The following is a 26795-nucleotide window of genomic DNA, read 5'->3' on the forward strand; positions in this document are numbered from 1 at the left end:
TGATTTATTGTACGTATACCAGATATTTCTGTTCAACCTGCAATACTTTTCCTGTGCAAACGATGCATATCCTGCATATAAAAGAAAAAGAAGGGCCTGGATGTAAAATTTATGGTTTTACTGTAAATTACCATCATTAATTTCTATCCAATATCCATCAGGATCCTGAAGATATATTTGCTTTACCCCATCCGGCCTGGTATTGGTCACTCCGGCTTCCCCCTGCCAGTTTTCAAAGTAGACCTTTTTTGACTTTAGATAATCCATAAATCCCTCCAGATTATCTGTATTGATTGCCAGGTGCACCCCCTTATTTTTCTCAATTTCCTCTTTGCTTTCAATAAGATGTACCTGCACCTGGTCTTGAAGCGCAAACCATCTTATATGCTCTCCTAAACCAGCATTTGGAATTTCCTTAAGCCCGAGTATGTTTCCGTAAAAATCTGCAGAAACCTGCAAATTTTCCACCTGTAAAGCATCATGGTCTTTTTTGAAATGAAATTGGCTCTGGGCACTCATATGTAAGTTCATTAGGATTATCCCTAAAAATAAAAATTTTTGCATCATTAAATTAATTTGAATTGGTTACAAAAGCAACATACTTGCCATCCGGGGACCAGCTGGGAACATTTATAGTGCCCTGCCCTCCGTAAATATAAGCAATCACCTTTGCTTCCCCTCCACCATCTGCAGGCATTAGCCTAAGCAGGCATCTTTTGTAAAATGGATGATCTCCTGAAGGGACTTCCTTGGGGAAGGAAATAAAGATCATTTGTTTCCCGTCAGGTGAAATATGTGGAAACCAATCGTTTAATTCATCGGTAGTAATTTGTGTCTCTTCACTACCATCAGGCTGCATACGCCATACCTGCATGGTGCCTGTCCTGTTGGAATTAAAGTAAATATATTTCCCATCAGGAGAGAATTCAGAACCATCATCCAGCGTTTTGGTATTGGTTAATTGTTTTTCTTCTCCGGTTGCAACATTTGCTTTATAAATATCATACTGCCCGTTTCTGTCTCCTGTAAATAAAATCTCTCGGGCATCTGGGGACCATCCATGCGCATAAGAAGCGCCTACGCCGTCTTTGGTTACCTTTACAGGATTCTCACTACCGGCTACAGAAAGATAATAGATAGAAGAATTACCGTTATCTTCGGGATTATGATGACTTATAGCTATTTTACTTTCATCAAAACTCATTACATGGTCATTATTATTGCTGCTGGCAAAACCAGTATTAAGCATGGAAACTTTCCCTGATTCCAGGTCGTACTTATAGAGCCAGCCGTTAGAATTATAAATAAGCTGTCCCTCTTTTGTCCAGTTTGGCGCCTGGATGCTATGGCCGGAGGTCATAAGCACCTTACGTTCCCCGGTCTCCACATTCATTACCTCAAGCCTGCTCCCAAGATAATCCCGGTAAGGCACAAGATCTTCAGGCGCTGGTTTAGAAATTCTTACATTTTTAAAAACTGCTTTTTCAACAACCTCGGGATTATGTGCACTTATATACAAGCCTGCAAAAACTTCATTTCTAAGGTCCATTTCTACTTCTACACTGGTAAAGGCTTCTCCAAATTTCGCCGTGGACATAATAAATGTATTGCCTCTTCTTTCCAGCTGTACCACATCTGGCGCTTTATTTTCTGAAACCACCTCCTGGGTATCGGCTCCCTTACTTTCTCTGTACTGTAGGGAAGTAAGGCCATCTCCATGAATAGCCGCATTTACATGAGGAGAATCCGGGGCCAGGTTGTTGCGCACTATCCACCCAATTTTGCGATGGGGATCTGTACCCTCTCCTGTAAATTCCAGCCTTGCACGGAGAATAAAATCCCCCTGGATCGCTTTCCATAAGTAATGAAACTCATCCTCGCCAAACCACATATTGGTTCCCGAACCAGTAATAGTGTACACCTGTTCTTCCTCATTATAGGTTACCGAACCTTCGTTTTTTACTGCACCTATATCCAGATGGTTATCAAATATGCCTATTTCCTGGGAGCGCATTCCGTTAATATTGAGAAATACCATGGCTAGGATTGCAGCCAGTCCTGATGTTTTACGAATCATTCTAATTTTATTTCAGATTTCTCTTAAAAGTAGAAAAAACTATTTGATTGCAGGGATAATTTTCAGCAATAAGAAAAAATCTCCTGCGAGTTTAGGAAATCCTTAGCAGCTACATGCCGCTTATTCAGGTATATTATTCTTACTTTTATGGGAAAGAGCAGAAAAGATATGGCTGAAGATTTAGAAAAGGAAAGAGAATTCCGGGATATCGTTTCTATCGAAAACAAAGCATTAAGATTGAATCTTAATGAAAATATTTATGGCACTTTTGCTGAAATTGGAGCGGGCCAGGAAACGGTTCGTAATTTCTTCAGGGCCAGAAATCCTTCAGGCACCATCGCAAAAACCCTTAGCGCCTACGATAAGGATTTTAGCGATGCCATTTATGGGATAGGAGAAAACAAACGATACGTAACTGAAGCACGCCTTAAAAGTATGCTTTCTTATGAAACAGGGTTAATTGAACAACGTATTTCCCGGGCCAGGCATCCCAATAAACTTTTTTTTAGTTATGCCAACACCGTGGCAACCATAGATTTCGCAAAAAAATACAAAGGCCATGGCTGGATTGGGATCAGGTTTCAAACTGCGCCAAAGGAAGATTACAGCGAAATTATTATTCATGTCCAGTTTCATGAGAACAATGCAGCCAAACAACAGATAAGCCTGGGGATACTTGGGGTTAACCTTATATATGGTGCCTATTATTTTAATGATGATCCCGTAAAATTACTTAACAGTTTGTACGACCATCTTAATTCCTATAAAATTGAAATTGACATGGTGAATTTTACGGGCCCGGCTTTTAAACATGTAGATAACCGCCTGATGAGCCTTCACCTGGTAAAAACCGGGAAAACAGATGCCGTGATGTTTGCTCCTGACGGCAACAATATCCTGGCGGCCGATCTGCTTTACAAGAAAAATATCCTTACACTAAGGGGAAGCTTCAGGCCGGTAACAAAAGTGAACCTTAACATGTTCGAGAAATCACTGGAACTGTTCAGAAAAGAGAACAAAGTAGACAAAGAACGGATATTGGCCATTTTTGAGATCACCCTTTTCAATCTTAAAGATGAAGGTGAAATAGATGAAAAGGACTTCCTGGACAGGGCAGATTTACTATGCTCTTTAGGCCACACTGTAATGATCTCCAATTTTCAGGAATATTATAAAGTAGTGGAATATTTTTCAGCATTTACCCGCGAACGTATGGGGTTAACTATGGGAGTGAATACTTTTATTGAAGTTTTCAAGGAAAACTACTACACCCATTTAAGCGGGGGAATCCTGGAAGCCTTCGGGAAACTGTTTTTCAAAAATTTGAAAATTTACCTGCAGCCACAGAAAAACCCTGAAACAGGAGAAATTATCACCAGCGAAAACCTGGAGGTGGAACCACGTACCAAAGAATTATATCGCTTTTTCAAAGATAACGGGCGGGTGGTCGATATTCAGGATTATGACCCTCATATTTTAGAGATTAGTTCTAGAAAGGTTTTTGAAATGATAAGAGATGGAGAACCGGGATGGGAAGATGCCGTTGCCGAAGATACTGCCGCCCTTATTAAAGAAAATCACCTCTTCCGAAAAAAACAGGAAAAATCATAAAACTTAAAACCCGGCCTTGATAAACCGGGTTTTAAATTCAGCACTCCAACAAAAATTAGTTGCTATAAATATTCTTTGGCCAGACGTCATTCGAAAAGTTAATATCGGGAATAATTTTGTCAGGGTCCAGTTCCACCTTTTTTAGAGTTTTATCTGTTTCCAGCAAATAATTCCAGGTGTCGCCCCGCTGCCATATCTCCACCGGCAGTCTCAAATTTCCGTTGCTGCCATCTTTATAAGTGAGCTTCATTTCCACCGGCATTGGCATATCTCCTTTATTGGCAAGTTCAATAATGTAATTGCCGTCTTTTTCCTCTACACCTTCCAGAGAAATATCTATATTTCCTGTTCCGTAGAACCAGCCTTTCCAGAACCAGGAAAGATTTTCTCCTGCCACATTCTCCATGTGGTTAAAAAAGTCGGCCGGCTGCGGGTGTTTATAGGCCCATGTTTTAATATAGGAGCGGAAGGCATTATCAAAACGCTCATGCCCCAGGATATATTCCCGAAGCAGCAACAGCCCAACTGCGGGTTTATAATAAGCCGTCATCCCCAGGTTTCGCAAATTGGTAACATCTGGATAAGTGTCTATCCCTTCACGGGTAGGACTGGTGTACCAGCCCACCATGTTCCGGGTTTGATTAAGGGTAGAGGCATATTCCCCATTATTGAACTGCTGGGTACTGTAATGATTGATAAAGGTATTAAAACCTTCATCCATCCAGGCGTACCGGCGTTCATTGGTTCCCACAATCATTGGAAACCAGTTATGCCCAAATTCATGATCTGTAACACCCCACAGAGATTCCCCTTCAGCCTTCCATTCACAAAAACTAAGGCCGGGATATTCCATACCGCCCACAGCGGCGGCTACATTTACCGCCACAGGATAAGGATATTCATACCACATACTGGAATAATTCTCTATCGCTCCTTTGGTATATTCTGTAGAACGTCCCCACGCCCCAGGGCCGGCACTCTCTTTAGGATAAACAGATTGGGCCATGGCGGTATTCCCGCTGGGAAGATTGATTTTTGCCGCGTCCCATATAAAAGCTTTAGAAGAAGCAAAAGCGACATCGCGGGTATTTTCCATTTTAAAATGCCACGTAAGGCTTCCGCTGCTCTTGGCTCTTATGGCTGTATTATTTAGCTCTCCCGGTTTCAGGATAAAAACCGCAGTATCACTTGTGGAAGCTTTTTTCATCCTGTCCCGCATGGTGCTGGAAATTACCTCCCGTGGATTCTGCAACTCCCCGGAACCCACAACGATATGATTATAAGGTACGGTAATTTCATAATCATAATCTCCGTAATCCAGGTAAAATTCTCCCGCACCTAGATAAGGTTCAATATTCCATCCTTCAACATCATCATAAACCGCGGCTCTGGGATACCACTGCGCCATAGCGTAAATGGTACCATCTTCAACATCCAAACGTCCCATCCGGTCCATCCCCTTTTCCGGGATATTATACTCAAAATCCATAGCCACAGTAGCTTTTCCTCCTTCCGCAGGAATTGGTTTATCAAAGAAAACCTGCATCCTCGTATCTGTAATAATGTAATGGGAGGAAGTACTTCGTTTCACCTTTGCTTCGAGATTACTGATTTTATAACCTCCATCCACATCTCCATTATAACGGTTCCCGCTAATTGGAGTGGTAAGTGTTCCCCTGGAATCTGGCGTAAACCGGTTTTGTTCAAGGTCCATCCAGATAAAATCCAGCTCCTGCGGACTATTATTGGTATAAGTTAAAACCACATGGCCTTTAATACTATTATTTTTATCATCCAGAGTGGCTTTAATCTTGTAATCGGCTTCATTTTGCCAGTATTCTGCTCCCGGTTCTCCAGATGCGGCTCGAAACCTATTACCGCTGCGGTCCATAAATTCCCCGAATTCTGACTGATTGTCTTCTTTAACTTCCTGAGCAAAGCTGTTATAGCTGGAAGAAACCAGCAACATAAGCAGCAGGGCAGTATTTGAAATAAATTTCATTATAAAAATTTTAATTTTAGGTCCTGCTAAATTACGCATTAGAAGAGAAAAAAGCAGCAGCAGCGGCAGGAATTACCTGGGCAGTCCCCTGTCATACATCACAATACTTCCTGCAACAGATACGTTGAGGCTTAGAGTAGATTTAAACTTTACCAAATGGTGTGCTTTTGCTATAGCTTTTTTGGACAAACCATGATCTTCGGCTCCAAGTAAATAAACACAGCGCCTGGGATGTTTAAAAGCTTCCAGAGGCTGGGCTTCTTCTGTAAGTTCTACTCCCACCAACATAGCTCCTTTAGGAAGATGCGCATAAAAGTCGTCAAAAGTATCGTAGTGAAAGTATGGCATGGCTCCAACCGCCTTATGGGTATCACATGCCTGTTTTGCATACCTTTTCCCTATGGTAAAAATGAAACTGGCACCCATGTTTTGAGCAGATCGCCACAAAACCCCGAGGTTTTGCGGAGTTTTGCCATTTTGAATCCCAATTCCAAAATAACCCTGTTCCAAATTGTTTACTTTCATGCTTCAAAAATAGTTTTTCTCTTGAAAGAATAAAAAGAGCAATCTGCCAAGCCACTTTAATGTAATTTTATTGACCTTCTGAATCCCGATTAAAAAAGCGGACAAAAATCATTACTTTTTGAGAGGTTATTTGAATAAGAGTGCCCTTTAAAGTAAATAAACACCTTGTTAAATAGGTATATCTAAGGATTACGGAAAAACAAAAAATACTGGAAATCACCTATTGCCTATTTTTATTTTACAGCGAATATTTGAAGAAAATATCATGAATTGTATAACCTTTAATTATTCTTATGAAAAGGACCTGTATGATTTCCATGTTTCCCTGCGGAAGCCCCATTACAAAGCACTTCCCGCTATTCTTAAAAGGTTTTCTGGCAGGATTTTTATTACTGTTCTTAGCCTGTAAAGAAAAAAATTATGAAAAGGTGCCAGATAAAAGTATTGGTACAGTAACAGATTCCCTTAAAAGAGGGGAATATTTAGTGAACACCATTGGCTGCCACGATTGTCATTCTCCAAAACGAATGGGCGAATACGGGCCGGAGATCATCCCGGAGCTGGCATTATCGGGCTATCAGGCAGGACAACCGCTGCCAAAGGTACCCAACGATGCTATTGAAGGAGGCTGGATGCTAATGAATGCAGATCTTACTGCTGCTGCCGGCCCCTGGGGCATATCCTATGCCGCAAATATCACTTCTGATGATACCGGCATTGGAACCTGGAAAAAGGAACAGTTCATAAAATCCATAAGAGATGGCAAACATATGGGAATGCCGGAAGGCCGGGCCATTCTCCCTCCCATGCCCTGGCAAAACTTTGCCAAACTCAGCGATGAAGATCTGGAAGCCATATTTTCCTATTTAAAAAGTACTAAGCCGGTTAACAATGCCGTGCCACCACCTTCCTCTCCTAATAAAATAGCCAGCGTTCAGTAAATACTTCCAGGAACGCGAAAGGATCGCCACTCACCATGCGATCCTTTTTAATGAAAACCCATTCTGGTATACCCCGCGCCAGGGATAAGGATTATTAGTATATCCTCTGCTTCTTCATCAAAAATTAGTTAATATTACTGTCAATCGTAAAAGATTAAAATTCACCGCTTATCTTTGGTACTCTTTTTTAGTGGGAAATAATTGTTCCAGCATATAATTTCCCGGGTTAGTACAAAAAACATCTTTATGATCACAAGTACCGAAGTGGAATCCAAAGGAAATTTATTCCCCGGCCAGATAAAGGAATTTCGGTTTAACGGCAACTCCGTTCATTTTACTACTGAAAATAATGTACTACTTAAAATAAATGTTCTCCGGGACAGCGTTCTACGTTTTAGATATGGAACAGACGGGATATTTGAAAATGATTTTTCCTATGCGATAGATAAAGAAACTGCCCATGGGTTCAACAAATTTGAAATCCAGGAAAATCCTTCCTATATCACCATTCTCACCAGTAAAATAAAATGCCGCATTGCCACTCGCGACCTGAAAATTGCCATTTATGACCTTCAGAATAAACTAATTTTAGAAGACGAGGCGGGTTTTCACTGGGAAGAGAACTTTGAATATGGCGGCAACTTTGTAAAAATGTCTAAAACCGCTGTTGACGGGGAAAATTTCTTCGGATTAGGGGACAAACCTACCGGCTTTAACCTGAAAGGAAAAAAACTGAGCCTCTGGAATACAGATCAGTTTGCGTATAGTAAAGATGTAGATGAACTTTACAAAGCTGTTCCTTTTTACATTGGCCTGCACAACACGATCTCCTACGGAATTTTCTTTGATAACAGTTTCCGCTCCCATTTTGATTTTTGCCATGAAAAAAGAAATGCTGTAAAATTTTGGGCAGAAGGCGGCGAAATGGACTACTATTTTATTTACGGCCCCCAAATGGCCGATGTGGTCTCTACTTATACCCACCTCACCGGGACGCCAGAGATGCCTCCCATGTGGGCATTGGGTTTTCACCAAAGCAAATGGAGTTATTTCCCTGAAGAAAGGGTGCAGGAACTTGCCGCTACTTTTAGAGACTTAAAATTCCCCTGTGATGCCCTTTACCTGGACATAGATTACATGGACGGGTTCAGATGCTTTACCTGGAACAGGGAACATTTTCCCAATCCGGGGAAAATGGTTGAAAAACTGGAGGAAGATGGTTTTAAAACAGTGGCTATAATAGATCCGGGGATAAGGATAGACAATGAATACCATATTTATAAGGAAGGCCTCGCAAATGATTATTTTTGTAAAAGGGCAGATGGCCCATACATGCGGGGTAAGGTATGGCCCGGGGAATGCTATTTCCCAGACTACACCAATCCTGAAGTGAGGGAATGGTGGGCCGGATTGTTTAAAGAACTGGTTGGAGAAATTGGAGTTAAAGGGATCTGGAATGATATGAATGAACCGGCAGTAATGGAAGTGCCTGGAAAAACTTTCCCCCTGGATGTGCGGCATGATTATGACGGCAACCCCTGCAGCCATCGTAAAGCCCATAATATATATGGAATGCAAATGGCCAGAGCCACTTATGATGGCGTTCGTAAATATGGCTTCCCAAAAAGGCCTTTTGTTATGACCCGGGCAAATTTTGCCGGCGGGCAACGCTATACTTCTACCTGGACGGGTGATAATGTGGCCACCTGGGAACATTTATGGCTGGCCAACACACAGGTACAAAGGCTTTGCCTTAGCGGGATGAGTTTTACAGGAAGCGATATTGGTGGTTTCGCGGAGCAACCTTCGGGAGAACTTTTCACCAGGTGGATACAGCTGGGAATATTTCATCCTTTTTGCCGGGTACATTCCTCTGGAGATCATGGCAATCAGGAACCCTGGTCGTTTGGAGAAGAAGTCCTTAATATTACCCGGGAATTTGTAAACCTGAGATATCAACTTCTTCCTTATCTCTACACGGCCTTTTACCAATATGTGGAAGAAGGATTGCCCATATTAAAGCCCCTGGTATATTTTGACCAGGAAGATGTACAAACCCACTATCGCTCTGATGAATTTATCTTCGGAAATCAAATCCTGGCATGTCCCATCCAGGATATTAATTCCCTGGGAAGAAGGGTTTATTTTCCAAAAGGGCGCTGGTACAATTTCTGGAATGATGAACAGATTGCCGGTGGTAAAGAAAGCTGGGTGGACGCTCCTCTGGAAAGATCTCCAATTTTTGTGAAGGAAGGAGCTATAATCCCAAAATTCCCGGTACAGCAATATGTAGATGAGATCGAGCTGAAGGAACTATACCTTGACATCTACTATAAAAACGGAAATGAGACTTCGATACTTTATGAAGATGCCCATGATGGTTACGATTATAAAAAAGGCAGGTACAGTTTGAAAACTTTCAAATTTAGAGGCAGAGCTCATGAAGTTTTTATCCAGCAGCATAAAGATGGCAAGTATCTCACTCCTTATGAATTCCTGCAGGTACGGTTCCATGGCCTTCCTTTTAAAGTAGGCAAAGCCTATATAGATACTGAAGAGGTGGACCTTGCGCAGCTGGATTACGACCCGGAATTTTCCACGCTAAAAATCCCCAAGAAATTTGAACTGTTACATCTTGTTCAGGAAAAATCCAAGTTTTTATAAGCCCCTGTCAAAAATAGAACCTGGCATGTATCCATAACTTTTTTTAAAGGAGGTATAAAATAATTCCTTACTGGCAAAACCGGATTTCCTGGCAATTGCTGCTAAATCTGATTCTCCGTCTGCAATTAATTTACGAGCATATTCCAGCTTTGTCTTCATGATAAATTCCTGGGGATTACGCCCGTCAAACTGTTGCATTTTAAGCAGCAGGGAATTCCTGGTGAGTCCAAGGATCTCCTGCAGATCTTCGGGAGAAAAATCTTTGTCACCCAGGTTTTCCAGCACAATACGCTCTGCTTTATCTATAAATTTTTCTTCCTTTTGACTTCTGAATAAATTGCTGTTACGGGCTGCTAAGGAGTTACCCAAGGCTTCTTTCCTGCGGGTGGTGAGGTAAACGGCAATTTTCTCCTGCAGCTGGTGAATGCTTACGGGCTTTGTAACAATATCTAATATTCCAGCCGGAACCGGGGCGGGAATGTTCTTTTCCTCGGCCATAAGGAAGACAGCAATTTTCTTTAATTCTGCGTCTCTCTGCAAAGCTGCGTTTAAAGTAATTGCACTCATGTCTGGCAGGATTGAATTAACCAGAAGAATCTCAGGCCGGGTATGGTATATCATTTCCATAGCCTCTCTGCCAGTACCCGACTGGCTAACCTGGTAATACTTTTCTAATTCCTCTGCCAGGATTCTCCTAATTTCAATATTATCTTCCGCTACCAGCACATGAACTTCAGCAGAGACAGGAACCTTTACCTCCTTAGTTTTAGTATCTGGTAATGAGGCAGGCACGTCATCAGCAACTTTTTTTGTTTCAATATCAGGATTTTCAGGTTGGTGATTTTTAAGAATTAAAGAAAAAGTAGTCCCTTCTTTTTCCCTGCTTTCTACAGAAATTTTTCCGCCGGCAAAATCCAGCAGGTCTTTAACAGCCATAAGACTTTCTTCGGCGTAAAAAGCTGCGGAAGCATTTCTGCTTTTATTCCCGTAATACTCTTTTAACCAGTGATATTCCTGCTGCGGGATACCCCTGCCATTATCTGCGATCTGGATCTTAAGGTCTCCACGACTGGTCTCAAAAAAATTTACAATAATTTTCCCCTGCGGAAGGCTGTGATCTATGCAGCTGGACAGAATATTGAAAAAGATGGTGTCCAGGATACCAGCGTCATAATAAAAAACCTTTTGCTCCCACTGATCATTTATAACCAGTACCAGCTGATTTTGCTCCAGCACAGGCTGAAAATCTTTTTGCACTTTCGCAAGGAATTCTTCCAAAACAATCGCGGTGATTTGTAATTCTTTTTGAACCGGCACAGCTTTAAAGTTTTCTTCCAGGTAAGGCATCAAAATAGATTTTAACCTTGCGATAAGTTCGTACATTTTCTTTCTTCGGGTTGCATCCTGCTGTTCTGAAAGCTTTGCAAATGAATCCAAAACTTCCACGAAAGGCTTTTTCACCTGTCGGTTTACATTTTCCCGAAACCTTAATTCCAGTTGCTCTTTATATTTTTTATTTTTTCTTCTCTGCCCAAATATTGCCAGCAATAGCACAACAAATAGCAATACGGCGGCTAGAGCATATAGCCAGGGGCGCTGCCACCAGGGCGCGGCAATGCTTATGGCTAAGGTTTTTACTTCACTCCAGGGGCCATTGGCAGTAGCAGTTCTTACCTGGAAAAGATAATCCCCGGGAGATAAAGCGGCATAATTTACCGTATTTTGAGTAGAGGGCGCAGACCATTCTTCCTCCAGGCCGGCAAGCTTCCAGGAATATCTTATATCTTCAGGATGTGCCTGGGAAATTCCTAAAAAGGAAATTGCAAATGAACTTTGATTAAATTCAAGTTCCACCTTTTCCAGGGCTCCCAGCTTTTTACGCAGTTCTTTTTTAGCGTTCTTCACTTCAAATTTTCGAAACACCAGGTTTGGAACCACACTTTTTATCCCGGAAAGATGCTTAGGGTTAAACACCAGCACGCCGTCCATAGCTCCAAAGGCCATCTGCCCATTTCCCAGTTTAGCGAAACTCCTGGCATTAAATTTTGTATTCTCAAGGCCCTTATCCTGGTCAAAAACCTGGATTTCACCGTTTTGAGAAAAATTGTATTCTGCAAGCCCGTTGGTGGTGCTTATCCAGACCTCCCCCTGGTTTCCGGCCACTATTCCCTGAATATAATCTGAAGGCATTCCGGTTTTCCTATCCATAATTCTAAGGCTGTCCGCCAGGGCATCATAAACTACCAGGCCTGCGCCATAAGTGCCAAAAAGCAGTTTCCCCTCCACCTCAACAATGGCATTAATGCTGAAGTATGGCAATTGCCCGGCATCTGCACGTAGTTGTTCAATCTCAGAGATCTTATGACTTTCTTCATCTATTCTATAAACCTTATTCCTGCCGGCAGCGATAAGGTTTCCTTTGCCGCCAGCCGCCAGAACCTTTACCCCTTCTAAAGGCAGGATGTTTATTTGCCCATTCTTCTTGAGCTCAGTCAATTTTCCTTCGCCGCCGGCCCAGATATCTTCTTGAGCATCTACGGCAAGGGCTTCAAGTTTTTCAGACCCAATAGCATCGGCAGTATTAGGAGAAAAATGTGCCCTTTTAAGCGTATTGATATTTACTTTATAGAGGCCGTCATTATAGGTGGCTACCCATACATAGTCCCCTTCAGCAACCAGATCCTTTATAATATCGGGAGTATTGGAGGGATGGCTAAAGGAGAGGCTTTTGATATGCTGCCAACGCCCTGTGGCGGGATCCCATATGCTAAGGCCTTCCCTGGTGCCAAACCAGACTTTGCCAGTACTGTCTAAGGTGATGGCATTGGTGTAATCATCGGCAATACTGCTGTATTTCTGAGGGTCATGCCGTAATTTTTTGAAAATATTACTGTTTAGATCAAGTGCGTTAACCTCTCCCGCCGCGGTAACTGCCCAAAGCACGTTATGAGGATCTATAAAAATATCCTTGATGTGGCTGCCGGAAATGCTGCCCGACTTTTCCTCATATTTTTCTTCCAGTTCCAGGGATTTATTTAAGCTGAAAATCCCGGCACCCTTAGTAGCCACATATATATTTTCATCCTGCCCCAAAGCGAGGGCGGGCACCGGTAAGGAAGAGGCCTCATAAGGCAGCGCATAGATACGGCGAGATGTGGAAAAATCATCTTTCAAACTGAAAAGGCCTTCCCGTGTTCCCAGAAGTACAGAATTATTATGTAAAAGAATGCTGAGTACTGCAGGATTACTTCCCTGAAGGCTTATTTCTTTTAATTCTGCGGCAGGTTTTAAACTATAAAACCCCTCTTCAGCAGCAATGAGTAGCTGTTCATTATCACTTAAAAGCTGATGAATATGCAGGGTTTCCGAAGAAATTTTTTTCCACTTCATTTCCCCTTCCACAGCAGCTAATTTCCAAATCCCGTCCCCCGCGGCCAGAAGCAGGTGCCCGGCTTTATCTTCTGTGATTGCGGTGACGTTTTTTAAACCACTTCCGGTTGTTTGGGCAATCCGCTGAAAATGATCTTTGGCTGCTTCATAAAAAAACAGCCCATTTTCAGCTCCTATCCAGAGGCCGCCACGGGCATCGGTAAAAATTGTAGTGATGGTGCCGGGATTAGAAACAAAACCCCCGAACCTTGAATACGAAAAAGCATCTACAGAATTATGCCTTATAGCTTTATCTTTATCAATTATCCAGATATTCCCGACAGAATCAATAGTTATCTCCGCCTGCTCTTTATCTTCTGTGCTTATCGCCAGATTTTTTATCCCCTTTAGGTCCTGCCCATGAACAATATAAGTACTATTCAGCATAAACAGTACTGCGGAAATAAAAAATCGCCATTTAAAATGCCCCAAATCTTAAACTTTAATTTTGCAACAATTTAGCAAGAAGGACAGGATAATTTTCTTTTATTAAGGGATATTAAGGGCGAGTTATCAAGTAGTTATTAACTAAAACACCTTATTTTCTCAATTCTGCCAGGTTGAGGTGTTCCACTGCCACCGCGGCTTCTGCCTTTAAGCTTACCTGCACAAGTAAAAAGCTGTTGCTGGGCTCCAGCCTGTCTATTTTTGCACTATCAATTTTCCCCTCCAACACTATTCCTTCCTTTGGCGATATGCCGTTGCCAAACTTCTGGTTAATTTCTTCCAGTTGCTTACTTATTACAGGCCTCAGGTTAAAATTCATTTTCTTCTTTAACTTTCCGTAGAGCACTTTATTGACCATTTTTTCAATAAAATTGTTCATAAGCCAATTGGTTGTATCCCCCTCCAGCTTATAATCTCTGATAAAAACTTCCTGCGTGGCTTCGGCAAAATGTATAGCTAAATCGATCTCCAGCTTCCCCACCTTGTTCTTAAAAAGACGGGTAAGGGTTTTAAATTTTAAGTTAATAGCAAAGTCAAAATTTTCCTTCAGGCTTTCCCCAAAGCTTATGTCCAGGATTTCAGCATAATTAGTAGTTTCTCCTTTTTCATCTATAGTACCCAGCTTTTCACCTATGGCACGGTCTCTTATTATATCTTCCAGCACGCCATAATTTATCCTAAGCGGAAGTTGAAGGATTATATTCCCGGGGCTTATATTTTTTATCTGTTCCATTATTAGTAGTTCTTTCTCTAAAATAGCTCATTTGAAATTTATTATTCCTAAAGCCGTTCTAAAATCGACTATGGTACTGTAATAAGCTCATTTTAGCAGTAATGGTTGGTGCGGTAAAAATATCCCTGCGAGATAACAAAAATCATTATCTTAGCGGCCTTAGTTATAACATACTATTAAGATATTTATAACAATATTTAAGAGCTAACTTTCTATTCCGCCTCGTAGAGAATCAAGCGATTGTTAAAATTTTAATAGTCACATCAAAAAATCTTCGTAAAAGGTTTGATTTATGAAAAGAGCAGCTAAAATTATTAGGACGCACAGCGATAAAATCATGAATATCTGGGAAAAAACGGTAAAAGAAGAAGTTGAGGCCTCCAGGTCCAGCACCAATCTTGCCTTAAGGAATCAACTTCCCCATGTACTGGAGGATGTAGCTGAAATTATGGACAGGTATGATGAATTTGAACAGATTAAAAATAATGAACGCTACGAAGAAATTATATCCAACAGTATAGACCACGGCCGTCATCGCGCTTCTTCTTCTAAATACACCGTAAAGCAGATCTTACATGAATATATTGTTTTTCACATGACGCTTACTGATGTACTTAGGCAACATGATGCCTATACGGCAGAGGTGGGGATCTTATTGAAATACACCCTTGAGACGGCAATGCTCAACTCGGCAGCATCTTTTACCGATGCCTTACAGGAAATGCGCAGTAAACTTGTGGGAACATTGGCTCATGACATGCGTAACCCTGTTTCGGCCGCATATCTTGCCATAGAAATGATGGATCATGCCGAAGGAAAGGATAAATTACAAAAACTGCAGAAGCTTAGTTTGAGAAGCCTTAAGAAAGCTTTGGAATTAATGGAAGGCCTACTCGATGCAATTACGGTAAAAGCAGGGGAAGGTATTACTTTTAATTTTACAGAAGCCGACCTCATGCAGGATATAGACTGGGTATATTCTGAAGCTTCCGAGATTTACAGCAATGCTATTTTTATGGAAACCAATACCAAAGAATTAAAAGGTGTTTTTGATGGCACTGCCATTAGAAGGATCCTGGAAAACCTGGTTTCCAACGCGGTAAAGCACGGTGGAAAAAACTCACCGGTCACCATTAAAGTAGAGGAATTATCTGAAAAAATAAAGCTAAGCGTGCACAATATGGGTAATCCCATTCCTGTTGAAAAACAGAAAAATATTTTTGAATTCCTGAATACTACCAAGGATAATGAAGCAGGAAGACTGAAAAGCTGGGGAATGGGCCTTACCTTAATTAAGGCAGTTGCTGAAGCCCATGGTGGCACCGTAGAAGTAGAAAGCAGCGAAATAAAAGGGACCACTTTTACCATTGTCCTGGATAAGAATAAGAACAGCCCCGGCAAAGTAAACTCTAAATTAAATTTTAGCGAAAAAGCTGAGATTTAATATCCTCGCTGAATAAGTCTTCGCTTCTTTATTGAAATCAACAATTTTATCCATAAAAGTTAAAAGTGGATACGGGTCTTAGATTGTAAGAATACTTATTATTCCGCCAGGGATTTTACCGGAATCAAACCTTCTTCGATCATTTTTAAAGTATGGTTATACCCCACCTCTATAATCTGTTCAATCTTTTTAAAGTCAAAAAGGGAAAACTCCTGCATCCCGGGGGGATCAATAACTACATCGCACAATTCCTTTTCAGGCATCGTATTTTGTGTTATTCCCAGGTTTACCGATCTTTCCAAGATGGCCCTTGGCCCGGGAAAGCCCGCTTTTTTTCCGGGAAAATTTACATGTGAACCTATTAAAAAACCACATTTTTCCCTAATAGAGGAAGCAGGAAGGTTACACATAAGGCCCCCATCAACATAATTTATCCCATCCAGAACTATAGGCGCAAAAAACCCCGGGACAGAGCAGCTCGCGATAATATAATTAAAAAGCGATCCGCTGCTGCGCATTTCCACACAACCTTCATCAAGATTACAAAGCCCCAGGTAAAACGGCTTCTTTAAAGCCGAAAAATCATCTTCAGGAAGATAACGTTCCAGGGCTGCCTTCATTTTTTGCAGTTTATAGAGGCCGGTCCTTCTCCAGGAAAAACCTGTCATTTTAGAAAATGTTTCCTCCATGAGAATATCTTTTATGGCGGTTGGCCCGTACCCCGCCGCATAAAGTACTCCAACTACGGCACCCATGCTGGTCCCGGAAATAATATCCGGTTTAATATTATGCTCATCGAGCGCCTGAAGCACCCCTACATGAGCATAGCCGCGCGCACTCCCGCCACTAAGGCTAATGCCCAGCTGGTAAGGAGGTTTTTCTCCTAGTGAAAACAGATCTTTTAAACCCTGTAGTATGATAATCTTGTTTTTTGCCTCCGGGGCAAATTTTTATTATTCCGGCTTCACAAGGTAAGATTTTTTAAAATTTGCAGGAAAACCTTATGCCCCAGATTTTAATCCTGAAGCTTAAAACTGGTACATTATCAAAATATGTTTTCTACTGTTAAGGGATTTTGATTCAGTAAAAACTTCATTATTAATTCATTACATCTTTAAAAAGGAACATATTCCCTTTGCACCCATCAAAACCTAATATAAAATTAACCTTCTAACATTAAGTTTAAGCTTTATTAAAATAATGAATATCTGCAGGTAACCTTGGTTGCGGGAACGAACTATAAATTTGACTCCTAAATCAACTTAAATTATTAAATGCAATGAAAAAATTACCTAAACAAATGCTACAGGCATTTTTTATTTCGGCAGCGCTGCTCATGTTTAACAGCTGTGAGCCGGAAGATGGAATTGACGGGACAGACGGGGCTCAGGGAGAACAGGGGCCACAGGGGCCACAGGGACCTGAGGGACCAGCTGGAGAAAATGGGGAAGATTTTACTCCTGAACCAACCATGTTCGCCAACAAATCTGCTCTGGAACCATTGGTTTTAATGAACCCGAATTTTGGGCAGGTAAAGGCTTACTCCCTTTTAAGCACTACAGACGATATAAACGGCTACCATTTGGCAGGATCTGCTGATGGAGCTGGCTTCCTTAAAGATCCTGACAGCAACGGGTATATTTATGTAGTAAACAATGAAGACCATTACGCCGTATCCAGAGTCTACCTGGATGAAAATCTTATTCCGTACAAAGGAGATTACCTGGTAAATTCAGGCGTTGCAGACTATGCAAGACAGTGTTCCGGAACTATGTGGGAAGCAGCAATACATGGCGGCTCCAAAGATCTCTTTCTTTCTGCTTCAGAAAGCATCCATTATAAGGTTAAAGGTGTTGATCCTCATGTGAGTGTTCCAACCCCTACTGCGGACTTTGGACTGGATGCTTTAGGAGAATTCTCCTGGGAAAATGCAGTGCCGCTTCCTCAGGGAGCATTTACCGGAAAGACCGTTATTATTGGTGGAGACGATGATTCCAGCGGTTCTGAAGGCCAGGTAAGCATGTACCTGTCTGAAAATGGGGATGCCGATCTTGAAGGCGGAAAAGTTTTAGTGCTTCGCTTTAAAGAAGTCTCTGATGGGGCCGGTGGTAAAATGGAGGTAGAAGATGGAATGACCTATAATGAAGGTGACCTCGATTTTAAGACAGAATATGAAGTGGAATTTGTGGAAATTCCCAATGGCGCCTCCCTTACAAAAGATGAAATGGAAATAGCCTGTATGAATGTTAATGCCTCGCAATTTATGAGAGTTGAAGATGTAGATTATGGCAAAGGTTCCGATGTAAATGGCCGTAATGTCTATTTTAATGTTACCGGCCGTGGCCCCGGAGCAGGTACTTATAATGATTGGGGAACCGTGTACAGGCTAACCTTAGATGAAAATGATCCCACCCAAGGAAAACTCACCCAGATTATTAGTGGAAACACCAATACTAATAATCAAGACGGGAACCTGGATATCCTGCAGAGTCCGGATAACATTTGCGTTACCGAAAATTTTGTATATATACAGGAGGATCCGAATTCGTTTGACAGAGGACACAATTCTTACATCTACCAAAGCGATTTGAACGGGGATAATATTGAAGTGGTGTTAAGGCTGATAGTAGATCAAACCCTGGCTGAAGATCCGGGTACCGAGTTTGAAGGAGAATTTGGCTCCCTTATAGATATTTCTGATAAAGTGGGAGAAGAAGGCACCTTCCTGCTTGCCTTGCAACCTCATTACTGGAGAGATCCATTCTTTAAAGGACTGGATGGAGATATCAATATGGATTATGAAGATAATCAGGGTTCACAAATAGTCCTTCTTCAGGGACTTCCAAGGTAAGTTTTTTAATTTTCCTCTTTTACAGGCTTCCGCATGAGCGGAAGCCTTCCCTCATTTATGATCTCAGTAATTTAATTTATGCGCAATTTACCATTTCTAATGCTGTGCTTCCTGCTTCTGCTGGCCTCTTGTAAAAACCAAGAGAGGGAAGTGAAAAAAAACGAAATTGACTGGAACAATACCAGAACCTATTATCTTGAACATCTAAAACAGGCTATAGCCGCACTGGAAGAACTTAAGAAAAACAGGCCTGAAGCTGTTGAAAATAAGGAACTGTTCACTAAAATAAGGAAGCATTTTAAAATAGCAGAACCTTATGCCTCCTACCTCAACCCGGAAGTTGGGCACCGGGCAAATGGGCCTGCCCTTCCTGTATTCAGGGAAGATAATGGCAGGGTTTTACCTCCAATAGGCCTTCAGAAAATTGAAGAGAGCATTTATGAGCAAGGGGTAACCTCACAGGAATTTGAAAAGGAAATACAGAATACGCTAGGTTTGCTCGTGGTACTTCAGGAAAATATAGAAAGCAGGGAGCTTACTCCCAGCCGTTTTTTTGTAGCTATCCAGCAACAACTTATGCGGGTTATTAGTTTTTCTATGGCAAATTTTGATACTCCCGTTAGCGCCCAGGGAATAAAAGATGCCGCCTGGTCTTTTAGCAGCTTAAAGAAGGTTTATAACATGACACTGCAGCCTGAAATAGCAATTAAAAATAAGGCATTAGATAAAGATTTTATAAATCAACTGGATAAAGCTATTGAGATTGCCGCCAGCTACAATGGCGAAAATAATGATTTTGACCGCTATGCGTATATTCGGGATCATGTGAATCCAATATGCAGGAACTGGAAAAAAATAAGGGATATTAGCGGATACTGGCAGGATACTAAAGATTATCCTTTCAATTTTGAGGCGGAAACTTTTTTTGAACCGGATGCCTTCAATTTAACATATTTCACACCGGCCGTAAACAGGAATCCTTCCGAAGAACAAATTGAGCTTGGGAAAAAACTGTTTTATGACCCAAACCTTTCAGAAGGAGGAAAGGTTTCCTGCGCCAGTTGCCATCTCCCTTCCAAAGCATATCAGGACGGGTTGCAAACGGCCCTGGACAATACCGGGAAACCTTTACAAAGAAATACTCCAGGCCTTATAAATGCCGCATATCAACAAAGTTTCTTCTGGGACGGCCGCTCCCAGGATCTTCTTGGGCAGATTAACCAGGTTTTTACGAATGACAGGGAATTTAACAGCCAGGTACATCAATTCTCCAACCAGGTGCTTGAAGATACCACCTACCTTAAAATGTTCAGGCATGCCTTTGGAAGGGTTCCCAGGACAAACAAAGAACTTATAAAAGCAATCTCTTCCTATGTGGGCACATTAAAAGGAATGGATTCTAAATTTGATAAGAACATAAGAGGAGACCTGGCTACAATGACGCAGCAAGAAATTGATGGGTTTAACCTGTTTATGGGAAAAGCGCTTTGTGCCACCTGCCATTTTTTACCGCTAACCAATGGAACTGTTCCCCCGTTTTTTAGTGAAAGTGAAAAAGAAGTGATAGGAGTTCCGGAAACGGCTAAGAATAAAGAGTGGGATAATGACCCGGGATTTTATGTGATGTACAAAGAACCCACTCATTGGGGCATGTTTAAAACGCCTACGGTAAGGAATATTGCCGTAACCTCTCCTTACATGCACAATGGGGTTTACAACACCCTGGAAGAAGTGGTGGAATTCTACAGCGAAGGAGGTGGTGCAGGTATGGGATTTGATATTCCGCATCAAACCCTTCCTTTTGACGCGCTCAATCTTTCCTCCAAAGAACAAAAGGCCCTGGTTGCCTATATGAAAACACTTACAGATCTAACTGCTGCGCAATGAATATGGATTAACCTTTTTTGAATCTTTATAAGGCTTCCCTAAATGCGAAGCCTTTTTTTATGATCATCTGGCTTTACAGAAAATTAGAATACAGCTCCAGAAATGTTAAAAAACTGATATGCAGAATTTTAGATCAATTTAGCTTAGGAAATATTTGGAATTTTAAGTAGCTTTATTCTTTTCAGCATAAGAACCTTGACCCCAGAAACGGGTTCTTTTATCTGTAGTTATGATCTTTATACGCCTTCTATAAAAGAAGAGTTTATCCCATTTATTCTGCATTTTTTCCAAACACTTTAATCGAAGGAAAATCCGCTTTCCAAAAATTTTAAAACCGCGGAGATTTTTACAATAGCTTTCAGAGTCTTTCCTCACACCTCTTAATCTGGATAGCAACTTTTGCTATGCCTGCATGAACTCCTATATCCACCGGGATAACACTTCATTTTATTTCACATTTTCAACAATTAACCACCCAAAAGAGTAAAGATATGGCTTCCTTACAGCAAACCTTCACTTACAACAACACCTCTAACCAAACCGAAATTGAGCACGTAAGCATTGAAGTGCTCTTCCCTATTTTTTCATTTAGAATAGAGGAGCGCGAGATCAGCAGGTATTTGAATGACCTTCGTATTTTCAATACTTCCCACGATTTAAGCGATAATTCCTATAAGTTAAGCCTGCCACTGGATAAGCTGGTGGATACAGATTTACAGGATATCTATGGATTTTTTCTCTATCATTTTATTAAAATCCTGGATGACGGCCAGGATATCAACGATTATTCTTTTAAATTCACCGTTAATATTAAAGATGATTATGCCCAGGATATAGTTTCTAAAGAGTTTGAAGGGCTTTATTATCAAAAATCGTTTTATTCTTCAGATTATGACCGGCGGTATTACCAAAACGAATATGCCAAATTTGAACGTACTTACGGCCCGTTGCGATCTCCTAATGTAGAAGGACTACAAAAACTTCCCGCGGAAAGGAGCAGCCGGGTTTTTCTTATCAACAAGGAAGCCTATGAAATGTTTAAACTAGCTTTTTCCCAATTAGCCGATAACCGCAGTATTTCTGATCAGTTTGTGCTGGAATTTATCCAGATCCTGGTAGACCTGAGAGGAGACACCCCAAAAATTACTACGCAGGAGTCGATAATAAGTTTTACACAACTGGCTGATTTTCTAAGGAGCAAAGAATATAACCTGTCCCAGGAATTTTATCAGTTTATCCTGGATAATTTTTACAAGCTTTTTGATTTCCCCTTAGAAGTACCCGAAATAGAAACCCTGGATGTTAAAGGACAATTTGTAATAGATTCCGAAGAAACTTACCGCACAGAAGATCTGGGGGTTTATGATCTTATCATGGAATATCCGCGAAAGAATAATTCCCTGAAGATCGCACACTATGATTGGTCCCGTGGCGATGAAATTATGGAAGAGAATAGTATCGATTTTTCGTTTACCAAAGAGGAACCTTTAATTACTAACAGTATAGACGGGCTCATTAAAATTAAAGTAAGGGGATATGACGGCGCCATCCTTTGGGAAAAGAAATTCAGCATAGATGATGAGGAGCTTCAGGATCTGCTTATACGGGTAAAACCTTATCCCCCAGAAGGCGCCGGTGTGAATCCTGAAACCGGGAATCCCCGCTCGTTAAAAAAATTGCGGGGCCGGGTAATACAAACTTCAAATAAATATGACCTTAACGAGCTTACCGTAATTGTGCAGGCCAAGAAGGAGGGAGATGAATTGTTTCGCATTGTTTCGGCAACGCAAACAGACCACTCCGGGAATTTTTCTATGGATTATCCCTACGGGGAATACACCGAAGCCCAGGCCATGGTTTCCCTTATGCCCAATAGCCCGGCAGATCTTGGTATAGATCCCGATGCAGGGAATGAAAGCCTTTCTGATGATTTTATTTATTTGCTATTAACCGATGGCGATGTAGTGCTTCCTGAAGGAGATGATGAGGAACATGAGGAAGAATGTGATTGCAAGGCCCCTGTTAAAGCCAAGCGGCTGCCAGACCAGGAAGACCTCATCCAGTCGCCGGAATACACACAGGATATTGGTGGCAGTTGTTTAAACTTATCTACTCCCAACCGTACTTTACGGGAATACAGCTATAATGCCATAGTACGGGTTTCAGATCCCGATGTTGCCAATTATGTGCTGGAGAAAAATACCATAGACGGAAAAATAAAATACGAGCTCAAGGGCGGATATGAAAAGCTTGAGCGCAATATTGTAGATTTAGATAATCCCATTCGCTGGCAGGATGCGCCAGATGCCGAAGACCATCTATCTTTTTACCAGGCGGTAACCGTGGCCACCGGCCATATTCTTCATTTTAAATCGGTTTTTAAGGCAGACGGATATTCGCTGGGAGACCTGGTATATTCCTTACCACTTGCGCCGGGCCAAAAAAAGCAAATTGTGGTTTTTGAGTCTTCCCATTCCTTAACCGGGGCAGAATCACAATCTACCACACAGGGGGAAAGCCTTTCTGCGGAATTGTTAAGCGACCGTTTTATTACAGATCAGCTAAGCGGGGGGATTAATGAAGATATGAGCGGAAGGAGCCAGGCAAAAACTTCCGGAATGTCAGCCGGGCTGGGCGTTGGGGTTTCCTATGGTGGAATTGGAGGCTCTCTTGGCGTCGCAGGTGGATTTTCTAATTCCAGCTCTTCGGCCTCGCAAAACAGTTCCAGGAATATTACACAATTCTTTGGAGAGAAGTTAAGACAATCTCTTATCCAGAATGCCGAAAGTTATCGGCATTTGAATGCCAGCATTGTGACCACGGTAACCGAGGGCCAGGATTACGGGGTAACTGCAGAAACTGTTGCCAACCATAATCATTGCCATTCCCTCACCATGATGTATTTTGAAGTTTTGCGGCACTATGCCATCTTCCAGGAGATTTCCCATGTGGAAGAGTGCGTTTTTGTTCCCCTTCTAATGACCAATTTTTCTACGGAAAATATTCATAAATGGAAAGATGTCATTGCACAACGCTTATTGCCAATTCCCTCCAACACCTATTTGCAGCCTTTCCGGTTTTTGTTTAGAAGCAGGCAACACCCCTTATTAAAGGCTTTTGATGCTAATGAAAGGATTAAAACCAATTACAGCCGGGTAGAATATCCGGCAGAAGGGGAAACCTATGCAGATGGACTTATTACCAACATCAAAGGGCAAATAACCTTGCGTATCTATTTAAAGCGCCCTAAAAGTAAATATGACCGTATAAAATCTTTACCGGTAACCACTAAAACCATTGTTCATAAGGAGATAGATCCTATGGCTACCGTTAAAAAAGGCATTTTTGATTCGGTACTCGCAGGGATCACCGGCGGACTTTCTCTAATAGCCACCGGAGCACCGGGTACAAACGTGGAATACAAATCTACCGAAGAAGAAGTGCTGGTAAAAGCGGCCATTTTTGACCAGTTCATGTCTCTGGATGCCAACTATCAAACCGTTCCTCCGGCAAAATGCATCAGGGTAAATTCTTTTAAACCACGGGGAATTAACCTTCCCGTTTTTGGATTTTCGGTTACCGGAGGCTATTCCGGAGAAGAGTTTTTTGAAGATGGAATCCTGGATAAAAAGCAGTGGACCACTTACGCCAGTATAATGAATTACGGAGATGTTTATGATTTTCTGGAATATTATTTTGCAGGCCGCTTAATTGCAGAATGGGATGATATTTTTGAAAATGATATTTTGCCTGAAATCTATTCCAGGATCGTAGACAGCCTTAGCATAACTCAAATTAGCTGGGACCTTACTCCAACCGGAAGATATACCGGCGGAAACCGAAAAATGAGTATCAATATAAGCGGTTCCTGCAACAAAACCCGGCGCCAGCTGCCAGATAACTTAACCATTACCAGTAACAACAGCAGTGTGAGGGACCTGAAAGGAGGCTACACTATCCTGAATATTGAAGACCTGAGGCTCACTTATTCTACCGACTATTTTGAAGGAAAAATGTTCCAGGGTTACCTGGGAAACGACCTTCTGGATGGGGTAAATGTTTATATTCCCTTAAATTCCAGGGATAAGATAAATCCCCGGAAAGAAGACCGGTATATTGTAAATGAACTTATTGAGCATTTAAACAGCAACCTGGAATATTATAACAAGGTGCTGTGGGCAAATCTGGACCCGGACAGGAGGTTTATGTTGCTGGACGGTTTTAATATTCAAACCTATACCTCCACAGGGCAAAAATCAGTAATGCGCAGCCTGGCTTCAGTAGTAAAAAACGAACTGGTGACCATTACGGGAAACTCCCTTGTTTTTCCTGTTGCAGATGGCTTTAAGGTGGGCAGGAATTATATGCTGGAAGAAATTGGGGAGGATGTATTTTTAGAAACCTCACTTACAGATTATTATAAGCCTTTAACGCCTGTTCCACCATACAGAATAAGTGTACCCACTCGTGGGGTCTTTATGGAGGCTATCCAGGGCCAGTGCGATGCCTGTGAAATGGTTAAAGAAAATTCTTCTCAGGATTGGGATAAATTCAGGACCGAAGAACCTACCGGTATAAATCCTGTAGTTACCCCAACCCCAACTATTAGCCAGTACACTCCTAACTACAGGGAATTTGCGCCTCCTTTGGTGAATATTCAAAATGCCCCAGATGCACCGGCGCCTGCAGCGGGACTATCACAGCTTTCAGAATTACTAGGAAAGGCCGGTGTTTTTAACGATATCACCGGCTTAGCAGGAAACCAGGAGAACGCGATGAAAACCTATCTTTCCAATCAGGAAAATGCGAAGGCTTTTGCTGAAATGGCTAAAAGCCTGGCTACCCAGCAACATAATACACAAAATTCAGAAACCATTTCCCAGGGCATCAATCAGGCAAGAAGAGCTGGAAATATCACTGAAGAAGATGCGCAAAACCTTTCCAGGCAACATTTACAACAACAGATAGACGGCGGAGAGAATGCGCGGGAATCTGCTCAGTTTGAAAGGGAGCAAAGCAGGGAATCGCTTACGGGAGCAGCAATTAACGCAGCAAACCAGGGCCAGAATGTTTCTGCAGAAAGAACCGACTCTGATGGCACCAGTGAATCTATAAGGATTGGAGATACCGAGAGTGGACTTCAGGATTCAGGCTCTACCCTAATTTTACTGGATAATATCACCAATGAAACAAGAGCTTTTAATCCGGCTGCTAATAGCAAAACAGGAGTGATCACCATGCGGGCAACGTTAAGAAATGCGCCTCAAAATTATACCACCAGGTGGTCCAGCCCCACTCCCGGCGCTGTAAATTTTACCAGCCCTAATGCTTTGACCACCGCAGTAGAAGGCCTTATTCCGGGACTACAGGAAATTCATTTTTCAGTATTTGATTCCGGAGGAACCCGAATTGCGAGCACTGTGATCCAGTTATCTGTTCCACAATTCGTTACCATTAACGAGGATGCCACTCCATTTAATGATGTCCTGGATACTTACCAGGTGGCACATCTTAAAAACGATATCCTTCAAACGGCGAAACAGGTTTGTGATCACCTGTTACGTACATCTAATGTTAGAACCATTTGGCAATGCGGACCGTTTAGCGAAACTTTGCCATCCCATTTGAGCCCCGGCTTAATTACTCCTGTAATTATTAAGGGAGATCCACCAGCAGGAAAAGAGGGTTTGCTTGGCGAAACTAAGTTTGTGGGAGGAGCAATAGGAAGTGCTGTTCCAAATGAACCCATTTTTATATATCCCGGAGGATATGATGACGATGGTATGGCGAGCTATGTAGAAGTAGACGTGGAAACCCGCGCCCTGGTGCTTCAGCTGGAAGGAATGAGCGTCTCAGATCCAGCTATGGAAGCTTTTGCGACCAAGGTTTTTGGAAGGCTCTTTGGAGAGACTATTTCTCATGAGATCATTCATGCTTTAATTGGGCTTGATATCCCAACCGGCCATAACAGCCCGGCCATTGCAAATGATATTATGAACAACGGGGTAGACAGGAATTTTACACAGAGGACTGGAATTGTAGACAATGCTCATGTAAGCCCCGTAGATCCCGACAACTTTACAGATAATGGACTTGCAGCCATAGACCGGCTACAGGCGGTAAATCAAACCCGAATGAATAACAGATTTCCGGTTCCGCCTGACTTTAGTTAGAGCGTTGTCTG

14 protein-coding genes are annotated in these 26795 nt (G+C 41.9%); 7 read left to right on the forward strand and 7 right to left on the reverse strand.

The features are described from left to right. Nucleotides 1–117 precede the first annotated feature (117 nt). Nucleotides 118–531, reverse strand: coding sequence for a VOC family protein (locus tag AB8M93_RS00895; protein ID WP_373055680.1), 414 nt, complete (start codon nucleotides 529–531; stop codon nucleotides 118–120). A gap of 40 nt (nucleotides 532–571) precedes the next feature. Then, a complete protein-coding gene (locus AB8M93_RS00900) occupies nucleotides 572–2077 on the reverse strand; it encodes a TolB family protein (RefSeq protein WP_373055682.1) in 1506 nt (501 codons plus the stop codon). 168 nt (nucleotides 2078–2245) lie between these two features. Between AB8M93_RS00900 and AB8M93_RS00905 the strand changes: the two genes are divergently transcribed. After that, nucleotides 2246–3688, forward strand: a complete 1443-nt coding sequence (locus tag AB8M93_RS00905; RefSeq protein ID WP_373055899.1) for a TonB-dependent receptor — start codon at nucleotides 2246–2248, stop codon at nucleotides 3686–3688. Between the two features lie 55 nt (nucleotides 3689–3743). Here AB8M93_RS00905 and AB8M93_RS00910 read toward each other — a convergent pair whose 3' ends face one another. Together AB8M93_RS00910 and AB8M93_RS00915 are read right to left on the reverse strand one after the other, a co-directional pair. Then, a complete protein-coding gene (locus AB8M93_RS00910) occupies nucleotides 3744–5690 on the reverse strand; it encodes a M1 family metallopeptidase (RefSeq protein WP_373055683.1) in 1947 nt (648 codons plus the stop codon). Between the two features lie 72 nt (nucleotides 5691–5762). Next, a complete protein-coding gene (locus AB8M93_RS00915; protein WP_373055684.1) occupies nucleotides 5763–6215 on the reverse strand; it encodes an RNA methyltransferase in 453 nt (150 codons plus the stop codon). A 293-nt stretch (nucleotides 6216–6508) separates the two neighbouring features. Here AB8M93_RS00915 and AB8M93_RS00920 point away from each other — a divergent pair, with 293 nt between their 5' ends. Further along, nucleotides 6509–7156, forward strand: a complete 648-nt coding sequence (locus AB8M93_RS00920) for a c-type cytochrome (protein ID WP_373055685.1) — start codon at nucleotides 6509–6511, stop codon at nucleotides 7154–7156. 246 nt (nucleotides 7157–7402) lie between these two features. Then, nucleotides 7403–9820, forward strand: a complete 2418-nt coding sequence (locus tag AB8M93_RS00925; protein WP_373055687.1) for a glycoside hydrolase family 31 protein — start codon at nucleotides 7403–7405, stop codon at nucleotides 9818–9820. On the opposite strand, the gene AB8M93_RS00930 is transcribed toward AB8M93_RS00925, so the two are convergent. Both AB8M93_RS00930 and AB8M93_RS00935 read right to left on the reverse strand, forming a co-directional pair. Beyond that, a complete protein-coding gene (locus tag AB8M93_RS00930; protein WP_373055689.1) occupies nucleotides 9815–13636 on the reverse strand; it encodes a triple tyrosine motif-containing protein in 3822 nt (1273 codons plus the stop codon). The two genes, AB8M93_RS00925 and AB8M93_RS00930, sit on opposite strands and share 6 nt — an antisense overlap. A gap of 151 nt (nucleotides 13637–13787) precedes the next feature. Then, nucleotides 13788–14429: a DUF4403 family protein gene (locus AB8M93_RS00935; RefSeq protein ID WP_373055690.1), complete on the reverse strand. Its 642-nt coding sequence runs from the start codon at nucleotides 14427–14429 to the stop codon at nucleotides 13788–13790. Between the two features lie 292 nt (nucleotides 14430–14721). Here AB8M93_RS00935 and AB8M93_RS00940 point away from each other — a divergent pair, with 292 nt between their 5' ends. Further along, entirely contained in the window at nucleotides 14722–15873 is a 1152-nt protein-coding gene (locus AB8M93_RS00940) for a sensor histidine kinase (protein WP_373055691.1), read from the forward strand. Between the two features lie 98 nt (nucleotides 15874–15971). Here AB8M93_RS00940 and AB8M93_RS00945 read toward each other — a convergent pair whose 3' ends face one another. Then, entirely contained in the window at nucleotides 15972–16796 is an 825-nt protein-coding gene (locus AB8M93_RS00945) for a patatin-like phospholipase family protein (protein WP_373055900.1), read from the reverse strand. Nucleotides 16797–17152: 356 nt separating this feature from the next. Here AB8M93_RS00945 and AB8M93_RS00950 point away from each other — a divergent pair, with 356 nt between their 5' ends. From AB8M93_RS00950 to AB8M93_RS00960, 3 genes are all read left to right on the forward strand, one after another. Beyond that, a complete protein-coding gene (locus AB8M93_RS00950; protein ID WP_373055692.1) occupies nucleotides 17153–18724 on the forward strand; it encodes a PhoX family protein in 1572 nt (523 codons plus the stop codon). 150 nt (nucleotides 18725–18874) lie between these two features. Continuing rightward, the gene (locus AB8M93_RS00955; protein WP_373055694.1) at nucleotides 18875–20611 is read left to right on the forward strand and encodes a cytochrome-c peroxidase; all 1737 of its coding nucleotides are present in this window, start codon (nucleotides 18875–18877) and stop codon (nucleotides 20609–20611) included. Between the two features lie 491 nt (nucleotides 20612–21102). Continuing rightward, nucleotides 21103–26784 (forward strand): hypothetical protein, encoded by a 5682-nt coding sequence (locus tag AB8M93_RS00960; RefSeq protein ID WP_373055695.1) that lies wholly within the window; start codon nucleotides 21103–21105, stop codon nucleotides 26782–26784. The last annotated feature ends 11 nt before the right edge of the window (nucleotides 26785–26795 follow it).

This window comes from Autumnicola aciditolerans, assembly GCF_041679265.1.
Lineage (GTDB): Bacteria > Bacteroidota > Bacteroidia > Flavobacteriales > Flavobacteriaceae > Autumnicola.

Bases quoted from the DNA above. Each gene is read 5' to 3' on its own strand.
- AB8M93_RS00895 (WP_373055680.1), bottom strand. From the start codon at position 531: ATGAACTTACATATGAGTGCCCAGAGCCAATTTCATTTCAAAAAAGAC.
- AB8M93_RS00900 (WP_373055682.1), bottom strand. From the start codon at position 2,077: ATGATTCGTAAAACATCAGGACTGGCTGCAATCCTAGCCATGGTATTT.
- AB8M93_RS00905 (WP_373055899.1), top strand. From the start codon at position 2,246: ATGGCTGAAGATTTAGAAAAGGAAAGAGAATTCCGGGATATCGTTTCT.
- AB8M93_RS00910 (WP_373055683.1), bottom strand. From the start codon at position 5,690: ATGAAATTTATTTCAAATACTGCCCTGCTGCTTATGTTGCTGGTTTCT.
- AB8M93_RS00915 (WP_373055684.1), bottom strand. From the start codon at position 6,215: ATGAAAGTAAACAATTTGGAACAGGGTTATTTTGGAATTGGGATTCAA.
- AB8M93_RS00920 (WP_373055685.1), top strand. From the start codon at position 6,509: ATGAAAAGGACCTGTATGATTTCCATGTTTCCCTGCGGAAGCCCCATT.
- AB8M93_RS00925 (WP_373055687.1), top strand. From the start codon at position 7,403: ATGATCACAAGTACCGAAGTGGAATCCAAAGGAAATTTATTCCCCGGC.
- AB8M93_RS00930 (WP_373055689.1), bottom strand. From the start codon at position 13,636: ATGCTGAATAGTACTTATATTGTTCATGGGCAGGACCTAAAGGGGATA.
- AB8M93_RS00935 (WP_373055690.1), bottom strand. From the start codon at position 14,429: ATGGAACAGATAAAAAATATAAGCCCCGGGAATATAATCCTTCAACTT.
- AB8M93_RS00940 (WP_373055691.1), top strand. From the start codon at position 14,722: ATGAAAAGAGCAGCTAAAATTATTAGGACGCACAGCGATAAAATCATG.
- AB8M93_RS00950 (WP_373055692.1), top strand. From the start codon at position 17,153: ATGAAAAAATTACCTAAACAAATGCTACAGGCATTTTTTATTTCGGCA.
- AB8M93_RS00960 (WP_373055695.1), top strand. From the start codon at position 21,103: ATGGCTTCCTTACAGCAAACCTTCACTTACAACAACACCTCTAACCAA.